This window comes from Cupriavidus sp. H19C3 (assembly GCF_049393815.1).
In the GTDB taxonomy this organism is placed as follows: Bacteria; Pseudomonadota; Gammaproteobacteria; order Burkholderiales; family Burkholderiaceae; genus Cupriavidus.
This window is the reverse complement of the sequence record NZ_CP184986.1, coordinates 436,525-449,601: the sequence shown is the minus strand read 5'-3', so window position 1 is coordinate 449,601 and position 13,077 is coordinate 436,525. Positions and strand designations below refer to the sequence as shown.

Genomic DNA, 13,077 nt, shown 5'->3' with positions numbered 1-13,077 from the left:
CCATGCGGCGCCTTCTGGCATCCCCCACCCTGCGGGTGACGCCACGGCCGCCATGATACTCCGTGCCGGCGCGGGCGCGGCAGTGGGCCGCCCCGGCGCCCATCCAGCTTCCCTACATCGAGATGACGACCTTGACGCAGCCATCCTGCTTGTCGCGGAACGTCTTGTACATGTCCGGGCCGAGATCGATCGGTACCCGATGCGTGATCACGAAGCTTGGGTCGATCTGCCCTTCCTGGATCCGGCGCAGCAGGTCGTCGGTCCAGCGGTTCACGTGAGTCTGGCCGGTGCGCAGGGTCAGACCCTTGTTCATGAGCGCGCCCATCGGGATCTTGTCGACCAGCCCGCCATAGACGCCTGGGACCGACAGCACACCCGCGGGCCGGCATACATAGATCATCTCGCGCAAGACGTGCGGGCGGTCGGATTCAGCCATGACGGCCTGCTTGACGCGGTCGTACACGGAATCGAGCGAGGCGGTCGCATGGGCCTCGAGGCCCACGGCGTCGATGCACTTGTCCGGGCCCTTGCCGCCGGTCTGCTCGTTGAGCGCCTCGACCACGCTGACCTGCTCGAAGTTGAGCGGGGTAGCACCAAGACGCTCGGCCATGGCGAGCCGCTCGGGTACCCGATCGATGGCAATCACGCGCTCGGCGCCGAGCAGCAGCGCGCTCAGGATGGCGAACTGTCCCACCGGCCCGGCGCCCCATACGGCGACGATATCGCCGGGCTGGATATCGCATTGCGCGGCGGCCTGCCAGCCGGTGGGCAGGATATCGCCGAGGAACAGCACCGATTCGTCACTGAGCCCGTCCGGAATCTTTACCGGCGCGACGTCGGCATAGGGCACACGCACGTATTCGGCCTGCCCACCCGCATAGCCGCCGGTCAGGTGGCTATAGCCGAACAGGCCCGCCGTGCTATGGCCGAAGACCTTGTCGGCGGTCGCCTTGTTGCGGTTGGTCCGCTCACACACCGAGAAATTGCCGCGCCGGCATTGATCGCATTCGCCACAGATGATCGTGAACGGCACCACCACACGGTCCCCCACCTGCAGACGGCGGTTCTCGGCGCCGACTTCGACCACCTCCCCCATGAACTCGTGGCCCATCACGTCGCCTTCCTTCATGCCGGGAATAAAGCCGTCGAACAGATGCAGGTCCGATCCGCAGATCGCGCAGCTCGACACCTTGATGATGGCGTCGCGCGGGTGCTCGATGGTCGGGTCGGGCACCGTATCGCACCGAATGTCATGCTTGCCATGCCAGCAGAGCGCTTTCATCTCGATCTCCTTGTCCGCGGTTGGCCCGTCTGGGCTTGCGGCATCCATGCAACTGCCATTCCAGTGCGGAAAAAGGCCCGCCACCATGGACGGGCCAATCAGGGAGAAAGCGCCCGGCAGGGACCGGGCACAAGGGATTCAGCATGCGGCGTGCCTGCTGTCCAACTGCCGGCGGCGATGCGCTCCAGCGCGCGCGCGGCGTGCAAACTTGCAGAGGTCATCTCCAATACTGCAAAAGCAGGATGCAACGCGGCTCATCCGCGGCGTCCGGCCGGAGAGACGGACCGCTATCTGGGTCTGGACTTGCCCGATACGCCGACGATGGCTTCGCGGCGCGCACGCAGCGCATGGATCGACTGGCGCAGCGCGACCGCACTGCCGCCATCGCTGCCGGCAGTCGCATTACGCGCTTCGCATTCCTTCAGGCGTGCCTCGCTATCGGCGATATAGCGGTCCAGCACTACCAGGTCGCGGAGGCGTTTTCCTTTCAGCATGGATTGTTCTCCTCCTGCTCCATCGACGACAAAGCGTGAAAATCCGGTTCCGGGATGCGCCCTGCATGGACATTCGGTGCGGGCGGCACGGCGCGCGCGGCACGGGCATGGATATAGCTTCGCACAGCACCGGCACGGTTTGTCCTGTCCGTTACCGAAGCATTACGGACGGGTACGGAGACGGTGCCGCGCACTACCCTGCAAGGGTCGCGTGCGTGCCAGAGCCACCCCACGAGATCCCTTGGTCCTCGATTCTGTCGCCCGTCCGCGTGACGGGCTTTTTTTGTTCGTGCGGCGCCGCCTCCAGCCGCACCTTCAGCCGCACCTTCAGCCGCCATGCGTCGAACGGCGCCTTGACCTTCATGTCGTTGTCGAAATAGCAGAAGACATCGCAGCGCACACGTGATCGCAGGCCGGGGCCGCCTCGTCGCGAAAACGCAGCCAATGGGTGAGATAGCGCGGCCCCTTCACGCTGAACACGAAGTTTCGCGGCACCGCGTCATGCCATGTCCGGTAGCTCTCGATCGACTGCAGCGAATAATGGGAGCCGTTGATCTCGATGGTATCGGCATGGCGCGCGGCGAACGCGAGTTCATCGGACTGACGCAGCCCCACGGGGTAGAACGCCCCGCGCCAGCCCGCATACCGCCAGCCCGAGATGCCGATGCGGACTGTCACGGGCGGGTGCGGACGGGCGCGGCGGCACGCCCCGTCAGGCAGCCTGGCCCATCAGTTCGAGCTTGCGCTGCTCCAGGCGCTCGGCAATCTCGCGCAGGTCGATCTTGGCCTTGATCACGGCGGGGAACAGTTCTCCCTCCTCCTCTTCGACATGGTGGCCAACGTACTCGGTGAGGACCTTGTAGTTGGCTTCGAGCATATCGGATTTGCCGGACTCGATCTGGGCGATCAGGTCCTTGGCCACGCCGTGCTCGACCTTGGCTTCGTCGAGCATGTCATCGAGCTTGTCGGAGGCGCCGCGCAGCGACGGATAGAAAATTTCTTCCTCGATCTGCGCGTGCACGGTGAGCTGGCGGCACGTCTCCATGGCGATGGACTGCTTTTCGCCGTCGTCCCTGGCGTCCTCGAATTGCTTGAACAGCTTCTTGACGGCGCGATGGTCATCGGCGAGCAGACCGAGGGCGGCACGTTGGTCGACGGGTACTTTGGATTTGTCCATGATGATCTCTCTCTCTGAATTGTGGGGATGGAGGCGGCAGCGTAGGGTGGCGGTCCGTGCGGGATGCGCGGAGAATCCATGCGTCCCCGGTGCATTTTCCCGCCGGCGCCGGTACGAGCCCCGGGAAGGCTTCTGCAAATCGCGTTCCAAGCCATCATGCGGCCGATAGACGGCCTCGCGCGCGCGCTTTTGTAAGTTCTGCGTACCGCCCGCGTGACCGGGGTTCGCCAATTACATACTTGCGCCACGCCGATGGCACGCGTCACCAGCGCCGCCGATGTGGCGCGCGGACACCAGACCCCGTGGCTAGACCCCGTGCGCGGCGCGAATCTCGTCGGCCGCGCGTTCGCCGATCACCACGCAGGGCGCCATCGTATTGCCGCTGGTCACATGCGGCATGACGGAAGCGTCGGCAATCCGGAGTCCTTGCATGCCGTAGACATTGAGCTGCCCGTCCACCACCGACATCGCGTCGCGACCCATTTTGGCCGTACAGGACTGGTGCCAGTACGTGACCGCCGCATTGCGAACGTACTGCGCCATGGCGGTTGCGTCGAGCTTGCCCGGCAAGGCCTCGCGCACGGCCACGTTGGCAAAGGCGGCATGGCCGCCCAGCGCGCGCGCGAGTTCGATGCTGGCAATCGCGGTACGCAGGTCGTCCGGGTGCGACAACGTGTTGGGCGCGATGATCGGTACATCGTTGACGTCGGCGCCCGACAGCGTGACACGCCCGCGACTCTGCGGGTGCGCAAGACCGGCGAACATGGTCCAGCCATGCGCCGGCACGCCCATGCAGGCCACCTCCGCGCTCGGTACGGGAAACTCGAGCTGGCAATGGAACAGGTCCGGCAAGCGCTGCTCCGCCGCCGTCGACCAGTACAACGTGACCTCCGAACCGCCAAAGCGGACCGGCAGCGGCTCGCGGTACTCGAAAATGACGCCGCATGCCACGTGGTCCTGGTGGTTCTCGCCGACACCGGGCAGGTGCTGCACGATCGGAATCCGGTGCCGGCGCAGTTCCGCCTCGGGGCCGATCCCCGACTGCATCAGCACCTTGGGGGTCTGGATCGCGCCCATCGACAGCACCACCTCGCGGTCGGCCAGGAACCGTTCGCGCCGCCCCGCGCGGATGGCCTCCACGCCGATCACGCGCGTGCCGCGCAGCAGCAGCCGCGACACCATCGTATCGGTCAGCACGGTCAGGTTGCCGCGTCCGCGCCGCCCGTGCACGTAGGCGCGATAGATCGACGAACGCTTGCCGTCGCGGACGATGAGATCGTTCACGGCGCAACCGCCGCGGCCTTCCATCATCTCGCCGTTGGGATCGTCGAATACGGGCAGGCCGTGCGCGCGCGCGGCCTCCACCAGCGCCCGCGCCGCCGGCTGGTCATCCGATGCCGGTGCCACGTAGACCGGTCCCTCGGTGCCGCGCCGGAGCGGGTCGGCCTTGCCCTGGTAGGTCTCGATGCGCCGGTAGATCTCCAGCACCGACTCATACCCCCACTTCGGATTGCCGGTGGCCTCGGCAAAGTCCTCCCAGTCGTTGCGATGTCCGCGTGCCCACACCATGACGTTGATGCTGGAGCCGCCGCCCAGCACCTTGCCCATGCTCAGCGGCATGGCCCGGTCGTTGAGATGCGGGTTGGGTTCGCCCATAAAGCTCCAGTCGCGCGCCGAGGCCAGGTTCAGCGGCCATTGCGAGGGCATCATCACCTCGGGCACGTCGTCGTCGCCGCCGGCCTCGATCAGCAATACGCGCAGGTCCGGGTTCTCCGCCAGGCGCCCCGCCACGACGCAGCCGGAAGGACCGGCGCCGCAGACGATAACGTCGAAATGGTGGCCGGGGCCGGCAAGGGATGGGGAAGTGGAAGCGTGATCGGTCATGGCCTTCAGTGGAAATCTTCGGTGGAGGAATGCGCTCTCGCGCCGCCTGTGCACGGCGCCCCGGCAATCTGTGCCGCCCGCGAAGTCTATTTCAAATAAAATAATTCCATCAATTTTGTATGAATTTTCTTGCCGATTCGCACGATCGGATCGGCACCACGCCGGCCTGACAGGCGCCGCCCGACGCCCATGTCGGTTCGTCGCTACACTACGCAGCACACTGCCATCATGTTTTTCATGGAAGACCACGTCCTCACCACCTCCCAGGCCGCGCGGCTGCTGGGAATTTCCGTGCGCACCGCACAACTGCTGATCGAGGCCGGCACGCTGCCCTCGTGGAAGACACCCGGCGGCCATCGGCGGGTCTATCGCGCCGAGGTGCAGGCCTTGCTGTCGCGCAGCCAGGCCGCACCGGCGCCGGAATCGGCCATGGTGATGGTGGTGACCGCGGAGCGGCGACAGCCGCGCTTTGCCGCGGCACTCGCAGCCCACGGCGCGCTCGACGTGCAGATGCGCGCGGACCTGTGGGCGGCCATGCTGGAGCTCGGAGCGCTCGCGCCCGCGGCGGTGGTGATCGACCTGGCCGACAGCACCGAGCTCGCGCCGGACGCCGCGCTGGACAGCGACGCCCGCCTCGCGATGCTGGCGCGCCTGGCCGCTGATACGCGCCTGGGCGAGACGCTGCTGGTGCTGGTCAAGCCTGTCGCGCGCAAACTCGATCCGGCCGCGCTGCCAGCACGCGTTCGCGTTGCCACGCTGCGCGAGCTGCCCGGACTGCTGGGCGGAATCGCGGGCAAGGCCGGCGATCGCAATGGAAGCGATGGGGGCCGCGGCGTGGACCCGCGCGGTGGTGGTGGCGGTGGCAGCGGTGGCAGCGTCGGCGGTGACGGCAGCCCCGACGCGCTCGCCAGCCTCGGACTGGAATTTCCGGTGACTTATCCGGTGGCGCCCAACGAAGGCCGGCGCCTGCGCGCGGTGGAGCGCTCGGGCCTGCTCGATACGGGCGCCGATGCGGCATTCGACCGTATCACGTGGCTGGCCGCCCAGGCGCTCGACATGCCCATCGCGCTGATGACGCTGGTCGCCGCCACGCGCCAATGGTTCAAGTCGCGCCGCGGCATCGCGCTGACCGAATCGCCACGCAGCGTTGCCTTCTGCAATCACACCATCCTGCAACGACGCGTGTTCATGGTGCAGGACCTGTCGCAGGACCCTGCCTTTACCACCAGCCCGGTCGTGGCAAGCGCGCCGTACTTCCGCTTCTACGCGGGCGCGCCCGTGCTCGATGCGGACGGCTTTGCGCTGGGCTCCATCTGCGTGATGGACTATCGTCCGCGCACGCTCGATGCCGCGCAGTGCCAGATGCTGGAGGCGTTTGCCGCGATCGCGTCGAGCGAAGTGCGCGCGCTGAGGGTAGACCGCGACCTGCGGCGTACGCGCGAACAACTGCAGCGGCGCGAGCGTCTTGCCGGGTAGATCGCCTCCAGCGCCTCCCAACACCGCAAATCATGTGTCGCGCGCATGCGCCCCCATGTGACGGACAAGCGCCGGCAGCACCGGGGGGCGAACGAGCGTTCTTTCCGTCCGGCGTAAAAATCCGCGCCGCAGCTTAATTGACGCGACCTTCGCGCCTCTCTATCGTGGTCTCCATATAAGTCATACAAGATTCATGGAGCGAGACATGTCCCACCTGTTCCGTACGTCGTAGCCGTTGCCGTGGCCAACGTGGCCCCCGGTCGTCCTCGCATGCCGGGCATGCATGCCGGGTAGCCCGTCGGTCGCCCGGAACGCGGGTTGACCGCATTCGCGGCCGCCACGGTCCGCGGTTCCCACGTGTCCAATGGGCCCTCCGCCCCGGTCGCGCATCGTGCCGCGGCCATGGCCCGGCCCTTCCCTTCCTTACCGCATATCGCATCTGGCGAGGCGTGCTGGCGCGCGTTCGCCGTGGAGTCCCTCATGTCGCAACATGTTCTGTCCATCTCGGTGCTGGCGCTGATGTTTGTGGTCGCGACCGTCCTGCCGATCAACATGGGCGTGCTCGCCTTCGTCGGCGCATTCCTGGTAGGCACCTTCGTGGTGGGCATGTCGGCCAAGACCATCTTCATGGGTTTTCCCGCCGACCTGTTCCTGACGCTGGTCGGCATTACCTACCTGTTTGCCGTGGCGCAGAAGAACGGCACCATCGACTGGCTGGTCAGGCTATCGGTACGCGCTGTGGGCGGGCGCATCGCTGCCATTCCATGGATCATGTTCGGCATCGCGGCGCTGCTGACCTCGGTCGGGGCCGTCAGCCCGGCGGCGGTGGCGATCATCGCGCCGATCGCGCTCGGCTTTGCCGCGCGCTATGGCATCAATCCGCTGTTGATGGGCCTGATGGTCGTGCACGGCGCGCAGGGCGGCGGTTTCTCGCCGATGAGCATCTATGGCGGCATCACCAACAAGATCGTGCACAAGGCCGGCCTGCCGTTGAACGAGATGGCGACCGCCTTTGCCAGCCTTGGCTTCAACCTGGCGGTGGCCGGCGGCCTGTTCTGCCTGCTCGGCGGCCTCAAGCTGATGCGCAAGGGCAGCCCGGCCACGCACGCTACCGCGGCCACCCGAGCCGGCGCCGGCGTGATGGCGATGAACGACCCGTTCAGCGCCCGCGCCATGGCCGGTGCCACCGTGGTCGCGCATCCGGATGACATCGCCGGGCATGGGGGGCATGGCAGCCCTGGCGCCACTGCGGTCAGCGCGGATGCGGCCGGCACGCTCTATCAATACCTGACCGTCACCTGCCTGGTGGCGCTGGCCGTGCTCACGCTGTACTTCAAGCTCGATATCGGCTTTGTCTCGCTCACGCTCGCGCTGCTGCTCACGCTGATGGCGCCCAATCTGCAGAAGCAGGCGCTGAGCCAGGTGTCGTGGCCCGAGATCATGCTGATCGTCGGTGTGAGCACGTACGTTGGCGTGATGGAAAAGATGGGCACCATTGCCTATGTCGGCGACAGCGTGGCCGGCTTGACGTCGCCGCTGATCGCCGCGCTGCTCCTGTGCTTTATCGGCGCGGTGGTGTCGGCGTTCGCGTCGTCCACCGCGGTGCTCGGGTCCCTGATTCCGCTGGCGGTGCCGTTCCTGCAAGGCGGGGACGTCAGTGCCATCGGCTTTATCGCCGCCATGGCGGTGTCGTCGACCATCGTCGATGTCAGTCCGTTCTCGACCAACGGCGCGCTGGTGCTGGCCAATGCGCAGGGCGTGGACCGGCAGGCGTTCTTCCGCAAGCTAATGGTGTATGGCGCGCTGGTGACGCTGATCGCGCCGGTCGTACTGTGGTTCCTGTTTGTGGTGTTGGGCGCCTAGTGCAACTTCGGCATGCAGGATTTACACAAGGGCGCGCGGACGGGGCCGCACGCGCGCCGCGGCCGCGGTACGGAATTTGCCTGTCGTGACGGAGCACGTAACGAGGACCGCTACAGGAGAACGCCATGACCGCATCGAACCAGGATCGCGACAACCGCATGCCGCAGCACAAGGACGAGAAAAGTCCATGGCCGGGCTGGAAGCCCGGCATGGCGGACACCGGCCCGTCGCGCCACCGCAGCGACCAGCCCGACCGCCCCGACAAGATGGACGAAGGCGGCGATCTTGCCGCCCACGATTTTCTCGAGGATCAGGCGGGTAACCGGCAGGACCAGGCACCGGACCCCGCCAGACAGGAACCGGCCAGGCCTCAGATCCGCAAGTAGCGCAAGCCACGGTATCGCGGCGTAACGCGATGCGGGTGACCCGATGCGCGTCACCCGATGCACGTCATGCGCCGCACTCGGCGGCAACGAGGCGACGAGGCAACAAACGCGGCAACAAAGGCGGCAACAAATCAGCGCGCCACCGCAAGCGCGCCGCCGCGTCGGGCGCTTGCCAGCGACAGCGCATACACGCCGAGGCCGCCCAGTGCGAGCACCAGGCCGACCCAACCGGTCGAGGTCCAGCCGTAGCCGGCCGCGATGGTCGCGCCGCCGAGCCATGCGCCCAGCGCGTTGGCCATGTTGAACGCCGAATGATTGAGTGCCGCCGCCAGCGTCTGCGCGTCGCCGGCCACGTCCATCAGGCGGATCTGCAAGGCCGGCCCGATCGCCACGATGGTGCCGATCAGCAGTACATTGGCCGATGCCAGCCAGGGATGGTGCGCGCTGTAGACGAAGGCCCCCAGCACCGCCGCCGACCACACCAGCATGCCGCCGATCGCCGGCATCAACGCCTTGTCCGCCAGCTTCGAGCCAATCAGGTTGCCGGCCACCATGCCCACGCCAAACAGCGCGAGGATCAATGGAATGGTGTCCACCTGCAGATGCGCGACGTCAAGCATGGTCGGCTTGATATAGCTGAACACGGCAAACATCCCGCCAAAGCCGATCGCGCCGATGCCGAGCGTGAGCCATACCTGCTTGCGCGCGAGCGCCGACAATTCGCGCAGCGGACTCGCCAGCCGGTCGCCCGGCACGTACGGTACCCACAGCCAGACCAGCAGCACCGTCAGCATGCCGATGGCCCCGACCATCGCGAACGCGGCACGCCAGCCGAGCCATTGACCCAGCGCGGCGGCAATCGGCACGCCCACCAGCGTCGCCGTGGTCAGCCCCAGCATCACCATGCCGACGGCCTGGGCGCGCGCATGGCGCGGCACCAGGCTGGCGGCCACCAGTGCCGCCACGCCGAAGTACGTGCCATGCGGAAAGCCGGTCAGCAGACGCGCAACCAGCATCGAGCCATAGGTCGGCACCATCGCGCTGGCGAAATTGCCGAGCGCGAAGACCGCCATCAGCGCCAGCAGCAGGTTGCGCCGCGGCCAGCGCGCGCCGAGCACGGCCAGCAACGGCGCGCCGATCACCACCCCGAGTGCGTAGGCGCTGATCAGGTGTCCGGCGGCGGGAATCGAAATGGACAAATCGCGCGCCGCGTCGGGCAGCAGGCCCATGATGACGAATTCGCCGGTGCCGATTGCAAAACCGCCCACGCCCAGCGCAAGCAGGGCCTTGCGGCTGGTGCCGCGGTCGGGGGTATCGGAGAGCGATGGCGGGGGGGTCTGGTCTGGCTTTTCCGGTGTTACTACCATGAGGAGAGATCGCTTGCGTTATATCGTTATCTTCCCTGGCGGGAAGGCGATATTGTCCGCTAAACGGGCGCGCTCTGCAGGCGCGGGACAAGCGCGCCACCTTCGTCTTCAGCGCCGCGCTCGTCAGCGTCGCGCTCGTCAACGCCCCCCTTCAGCGCACGCCCTTCACCGTGCACGCCCTTCAGCGTGCACGCCCTTCAGCGCGCGGAATACCTCCCCCAGCCCGGCATGCAAGCGTTTGTCGCGCCGGATCACGACCGCGAGCTTGCGGTGCAGCCGCGGCGAGAGCGGCCGGACTACCACCTCGGCGCGCGCGGCTTCGCGCCGCACCGCCATGGCCGGCAGAATGGCGCAGCCCAGGCCCGCCGCCACCAGTTCCTTGATGGCCTCCACGCTGCCCAGCGACATCACGGGCTTGACGCCGATGCCGTCGCGGGCGAACCAGGCATCCGCGAGCCGGCGCGTATTGCCGCCCTCGAATGCCAGCAGCGGCCGCGTGGCGAGCGCGGCCGCCGTCATGCGCGCCGGCAACGCCATGCTCGCCGGCGCGAACAACAGGAATTCATCCTCCATCACGGGCGTGACGTCGAGGCTGCGGCTCGCTACCGGCAGCGTGACCAGGCCGATATCGAGCAGGTTCTCTTCCACCGCCTTGACCACATCGGCGGTATTGCCGGTGGTCACGGCAAGTTCGAGATCGGGATGACGTTCGCGCAGGTCGCGCAGCAGCGGCGGCAGCAGAAAGATGCACGCGGTGGCGCCCGTGCCGATGCGCACCGGACCGGCCGGCCCCGCCGCGCGATGGGTCACGGCTTCCACGGCGGCGTCGACCGCCGCATGGATCGGCGCCGCATGCGCCAGCAGCTCGGCCCCGGCCGCGGTGACATGCACCCGGCGACCGACGCGCTCCAGCAAGGGCGCGCCGAGGCTACGCTCCAGCTGCCGGATCTGCTGGCTGACCGCCGGCTGCGTCAGTTCCAGCCGTTGCGCGGCCGCCGAGAAGTTCCCGTGCGCCACCACCGTGACGAAGGTATGCAGGTAATCGAGATTGAGCCGTTTCATCTCAAACAAATGCTTATGCATTGCATAAATCAACAAACCTTTATTTATGCTAGTCATTCCGGCATCATGGCGCAACATCATGCTTGCCGGGGCTTGCCGGCCCCTGCCTGTTCCCCTGCCCTGCCCGCATCGAACCGACCGCACATGTCCGCCCCGCTCGCATCCCCTCGCTCCACCCTTCACGTGCACGTCCGCGATGCCGCCGACGACGACATGGCGGCGCTTCACGCCATCTACGCGCACCACGTGCTGCATGGCCTGGCCAGTTTCGAGGAAGTACCGCCCACGGAGGACGAGATGCACGCGCGTCGCGCCGCGGTGCTGAAGCACGGCTTGCCGTACCTCGTCGCGGAACTCGACGGACGGGTGGTGGGATATGCGTATGCCACGCTGTACCGGCCGCGCTCGGCCTACCGGCATACGATCGAGGATTCGGTCTATGTGGCCGACGGCCTGGCGGGCCGCGGCGTCGGCAGCGCGCTGATGTCGGCCCTGATTGCCCGCTGCGAGCAAGGGCCGTGGCGCCAGATGATTGCCGTGATCGGCAATAGCGGCAATGCCGGCTCGATCGGGCTGCATGCACGCCATGGCTTTCGCCATATCGGCACGCTGCCCGATATCGGCTTCAAGTTCGGCCGGTGGGTCGACTCGGTGCTGATGCAGCGCGAGCTAGGCGAAGGGGCCCGCTCGCTGCCGCGCTGATCGACTCGCTCCAGGCCGCCCCTGCTGCCCTCAGCGCCCGCGCAGCCACGCGCCCAGCTGATCCACCAGCATGTTGGTGCCATGCTCGCGCGCACCGGCGTCGTCGTAGCCATCGAGGAACGCGCCCTGCTCGGTCAGCACCAGCTGCGTGCCGCTGCCGTTCGGCTTGAGTTCGAACGTCGCCAGCGATACCGAGATCTTGCGCGTATCGATATGCATCTCGTACGCATAGACCAGGCGCGCGTCCGGCACCACGTCGAGGTACGTCGCATCGAAGGTCGATACCATGCCGCTGGTCCAGCGTCCCTGCACATGCTCGCGGCCGCCCGGGCGCACGTCCATGGTGCGCGCCAGGATGGTCTGGTCGGCGCCCCCGCGAAACCATTGCGACTTGGCGTCCAGCTCGGTGAGCGCACGATAGACCTGCGCCGGCGTGGCATCGAAATTCCGCTCGATGCGAAACTGCCCATGCACCACGGAACGCGCTGCCGGCGTGGTGGCAACGATGCGCGCAACTTCCTGCTCGAGCTTGTCGAGCGTCTGGCGCCAGCCTTCCTGCGCGCCGCGCGTAAAGTCGCCCGCCGAAGGATCGAGCGCCGTGTATTGCTGCGTCACCTCCATGCGCGTACCGCCTTTGACCGGCTCGAAACCGACCGTGGTGAGCGCGGAGAACAGGGGCTTGCCGTCGCCCGAGACCACCGTGATATCGATCACCAGCCGGGCATGCGGCACGATTTCGACGTAGTGGCCGCGCATCCAGTGGTCCAGGCCTGCCGGCGAACGCATGCAGAGATCGAACTTGCCGCCCACGCGGCACTGGATATCGGCCTCGGGCAGGCTGTAGCCGGTGGGGCAGAACCAGTGTTGCAGGTGTTCCGCCGCGGTCCACGCCTGGAATACCAGTTCGCGCGAGGCCGCAAATACGCGCGATACCGTCAAAGCCGGCAGATGCGCGGTGCGGGAAGTGTCAGTTGCCGTCGTCATCGGGGGTTGCCTCCTTTTTCATGGTTGCCAGATATGCGTCAAGCCGGTCCAGATGGCCGCCTTTGCCTTCCCATTCGGCGCGGCGTTGGCTGATCCACTGCTCGGCCTGGCTGAGCGAACTCGGCACCATGCGGCAGGTCCGCACGCGCCCCACTTTCTCCGACTGCACCAGGCCGGCCTGCTCCAGCACCGCGAGGTGCTGCATGACGGCCGGCAGGGACATCGACAGGGGCCGCGCGAGGTCGGTCACGGAAGCCGGGCCGCGCGACAGTTGCACCAGCAGCGTCCGTCGCGTGGTATCGGCCAGCGCCTGGAACGTGGCGTCGAGGGGATCTTGATAGTTAAGCATGTGCTTTAGTATAGCGACGCACGATAGTTAAGCAAGAACTTTAGTAAATCG

13 protein-coding genes and 1 pseudogene are annotated in these 13,077 nt (G+C 66.8%); 4 read left to right on the top strand and 10 right to left on the bottom strand.

All coding sequences use genetic code 11. The features are described from left to right. Positions 1 to 112: 112 nt before the first annotated feature. From DFLDMN_RS21560 to DFLDMN_RS21535, 6 genes and pseudogenes are all read right to left on the bottom strand, one after another. Positions 113 to 1,282: a zinc-dependent alcohol dehydrogenase gene (locus DFLDMN_RS21560; RefSeq protein WP_423199904.1), complete on the bottom strand. Its 1,170-nt coding sequence runs from the start codon at positions 1,280 to 1,282 to the stop codon at positions 113 to 115. A 287-nt stretch (positions 1,283 to 1,569) separates the two neighbouring features. After that, positions 1,570 to 1,776, bottom strand: coding sequence for a hypothetical protein (locus DFLDMN_RS21555; RefSeq protein ID WP_423199903.1), 207 nt, complete (start codon positions 1,774 to 1,776; stop codon positions 1,570 to 1,572). 193 nt (positions 1,777 to 1,969) lie between these two features. Next, positions 1,970 to 2,140, bottom strand: a complete 171-nt coding sequence (locus DFLDMN_RS21550) for a hypothetical protein (protein ID WP_423199902.1) — start codon at positions 2,138 to 2,140, stop codon at positions 1,970 to 1,972. A gap of 53 nt (positions 2,141 to 2,193) precedes the next feature. Beyond that, a pseudogene (locus tag DFLDMN_RS21545) lies at positions 2,194 to 2,454 on the bottom strand (DUF72 domain-containing protein); the annotation flags it as partial. A gap of 34 nt (positions 2,455 to 2,488) precedes the next feature. Beyond that, on the bottom strand, positions 2,489 to 2,953 hold the full coding sequence (locus tag DFLDMN_RS21540; protein ID WP_423199901.1) for a hemerythrin domain-containing protein: 465 nt from the start codon (positions 2,951 to 2,953) through the stop codon (positions 2,489 to 2,491). 306 nt (positions 2,954 to 3,259) lie between these two features. After that, positions 3,260 to 4,837: a GMC family oxidoreductase gene (locus DFLDMN_RS21535; protein WP_423199900.1), complete on the bottom strand. Its 1,578-nt coding sequence runs from the start codon at positions 4,835 to 4,837 to the stop codon at positions 3,260 to 3,262. A 237-nt stretch (positions 4,838 to 5,074) separates the two neighbouring features. On the opposite strand from DFLDMN_RS21535, the gene DFLDMN_RS21530 reads away from it, so the two are divergent. The 3 genes from DFLDMN_RS21530 to DFLDMN_RS21520 all read left to right on the top strand — a co-directional run bounded on the left by DFLDMN_RS21530 (position 5,075) and on the right by DFLDMN_RS21520 (position 8,562). Beyond that, complete coding sequence (locus DFLDMN_RS21530; RefSeq protein ID WP_423199899.1) at positions 5,075 to 6,313, top strand: excisionase family DNA-binding protein; 1,239 nt, start codon at positions 5,075 to 5,077, stop codon at positions 6,311 to 6,313. Positions 6,314 to 6,793: 480 nt separating this feature from the next. Beyond that, complete coding sequence (locus DFLDMN_RS21525; protein ID WP_423199898.1) at positions 6,794 to 8,176, top strand: SLC13 family permease; 1,383 nt, start codon at positions 6,794 to 6,796, stop codon at positions 8,174 to 8,176. Positions 8,177 to 8,301: 125 nt separating this feature from the next. Further along, a complete protein-coding gene (locus DFLDMN_RS21520) occupies positions 8,302 to 8,562 on the top strand; it encodes a hypothetical protein (RefSeq protein ID WP_423199897.1) in 261 nt (86 codons plus the stop codon). Between the two features lie 131 nt (positions 8,563 to 8,693). Here the strand turns inward: DFLDMN_RS21520 and DFLDMN_RS21515 are convergent, their stop codons facing one another. Together DFLDMN_RS21515 and DFLDMN_RS21510 are read right to left on the bottom strand one after the other, a co-directional pair. After that, complete coding sequence (locus tag DFLDMN_RS21515) at positions 8,694 to 9,929, bottom strand: MFS transporter (protein WP_423199896.1); 1,236 nt, start codon at positions 9,927 to 9,929, stop codon at positions 8,694 to 8,696. A gap of 165 nt (positions 9,930 to 10,094) precedes the next feature. Further along, positions 10,095 to 10,991 carry a LysR family transcriptional regulator gene (locus DFLDMN_RS21510; RefSeq protein ID WP_423199895.1) on the bottom strand — a complete coding sequence of 299 codons (897 nt, stop codon included), beginning with the start codon at positions 10,989 to 10,991 and terminating at the stop codon, positions 10,095 to 10,097. 144 nt (positions 10,992 to 11,135) lie between these two features. Here DFLDMN_RS21510 and DFLDMN_RS21505 point away from each other — a divergent pair, with 144 nt between their 5' ends. Then, complete coding sequence (locus DFLDMN_RS21505) at positions 11,136 to 11,693, top strand: GNAT family N-acetyltransferase (RefSeq protein ID WP_423199894.1); 558 nt, start codon at positions 11,136 to 11,138, stop codon at positions 11,691 to 11,693. A gap of 30 nt (positions 11,694 to 11,723) precedes the next feature. On the opposite strand, the gene DFLDMN_RS21500 is transcribed toward DFLDMN_RS21505, so the two are convergent. Together DFLDMN_RS21500 and DFLDMN_RS21495 are read right to left on the bottom strand one after the other, a co-directional pair. Next, positions 11,724 to 12,677 (bottom strand): SRPBCC family protein, encoded by a 954-nt coding sequence (locus DFLDMN_RS21500; RefSeq protein WP_423199893.1) that lies wholly within the window; start codon positions 12,675 to 12,677, stop codon positions 11,724 to 11,726. After that, positions 12,661 to 13,026 (bottom strand): ArsR/SmtB family transcription factor, encoded by a 366-nt coding sequence (locus tag DFLDMN_RS21495; RefSeq protein WP_423199892.1) that lies wholly within the window; start codon positions 13,024 to 13,026, stop codon positions 12,661 to 12,663. Before DFLDMN_RS21495 ends, DFLDMN_RS21500 begins: the two co-directional genes overlap by 17 nt. Positions 13,027 to 13,077: the final 51 nt, after the last annotated feature.

What these genes read in the sequence shown, in the direction of transcription:
- DFLDMN_RS21560 (WP_423199904.1), bottom strand. Translation starts at nt 1,282, where the DNA reads ATGAAAGCGCTCTGCTGGCATGGCAAGCATGACATTCGGTGCGATACG.
- DFLDMN_RS21555 (WP_423199903.1), bottom strand. Translation starts at nt 1,776, where the DNA reads ATGCTGAAAGGAAAACGCCTCCGCGACCTGGTAGTGCTGGACCGCTAT.
- DFLDMN_RS21550 (WP_423199902.1), bottom strand. Translation starts at nt 2,140, where the DNA reads ATGAAGGTCAAGGCGCCGTTCGACGCATGGCGGCTGAAGGTGCGGCTG.
- DFLDMN_RS21540 (WP_423199901.1), bottom strand. Translation starts at nt 2,953, where the DNA reads ATGGACAAATCCAAAGTACCCGTCGACCAACGTGCCGCCCTCGGTCTG.
- DFLDMN_RS21535 (WP_423199900.1), bottom strand. Translation starts at nt 4,837, where the DNA reads ATGACCGATCACGCTTCCACTTCCCCATCCCTTGCCGGCCCCGGCCAC.
- DFLDMN_RS21530 (WP_423199899.1), top strand. Translation starts at nt 5,075, where the DNA reads ATGGAAGACCACGTCCTCACCACCTCCCAGGCCGCGCGGCTGCTGGGA.
- DFLDMN_RS21525 (WP_423199898.1), top strand. Translation starts at nt 6,794, where the DNA reads ATGTCGCAACATGTTCTGTCCATCTCGGTGCTGGCGCTGATGTTTGTG.
- DFLDMN_RS21520 (WP_423199897.1), top strand. Translation starts at nt 8,302, where the DNA reads ATGACCGCATCGAACCAGGATCGCGACAACCGCATGCCGCAGCACAAG.
- DFLDMN_RS21515 (WP_423199896.1), bottom strand. Translation starts at nt 9,929, where the DNA reads ATGGTAGTAACACCGGAAAAGCCAGACCAGACCCCCCCGCCATCGCTC.
- DFLDMN_RS21510 (WP_423199895.1), bottom strand. Translation starts at nt 10,991, where the DNA reads ATGAAACGGCTCAATCTCGATTACCTGCATACCTTCGTCACGGTGGTG.
- DFLDMN_RS21505 (WP_423199894.1), top strand. Translation starts at nt 11,136, where the DNA reads ATGTCCGCCCCGCTCGCATCCCCTCGCTCCACCCTTCACGTGCACGTC.
- DFLDMN_RS21500 (WP_423199893.1), bottom strand. Translation starts at nt 12,677, where the DNA reads ATGACGACGGCAACTGACACTTCCCGCACCGCGCATCTGCCGGCTTTG.
- DFLDMN_RS21495 (WP_423199892.1), bottom strand. Translation starts at nt 13,026, where the DNA reads ATGCTTAACTATCAAGATCCCCTCGACGCCACGTTCCAGGCGCTGGCC.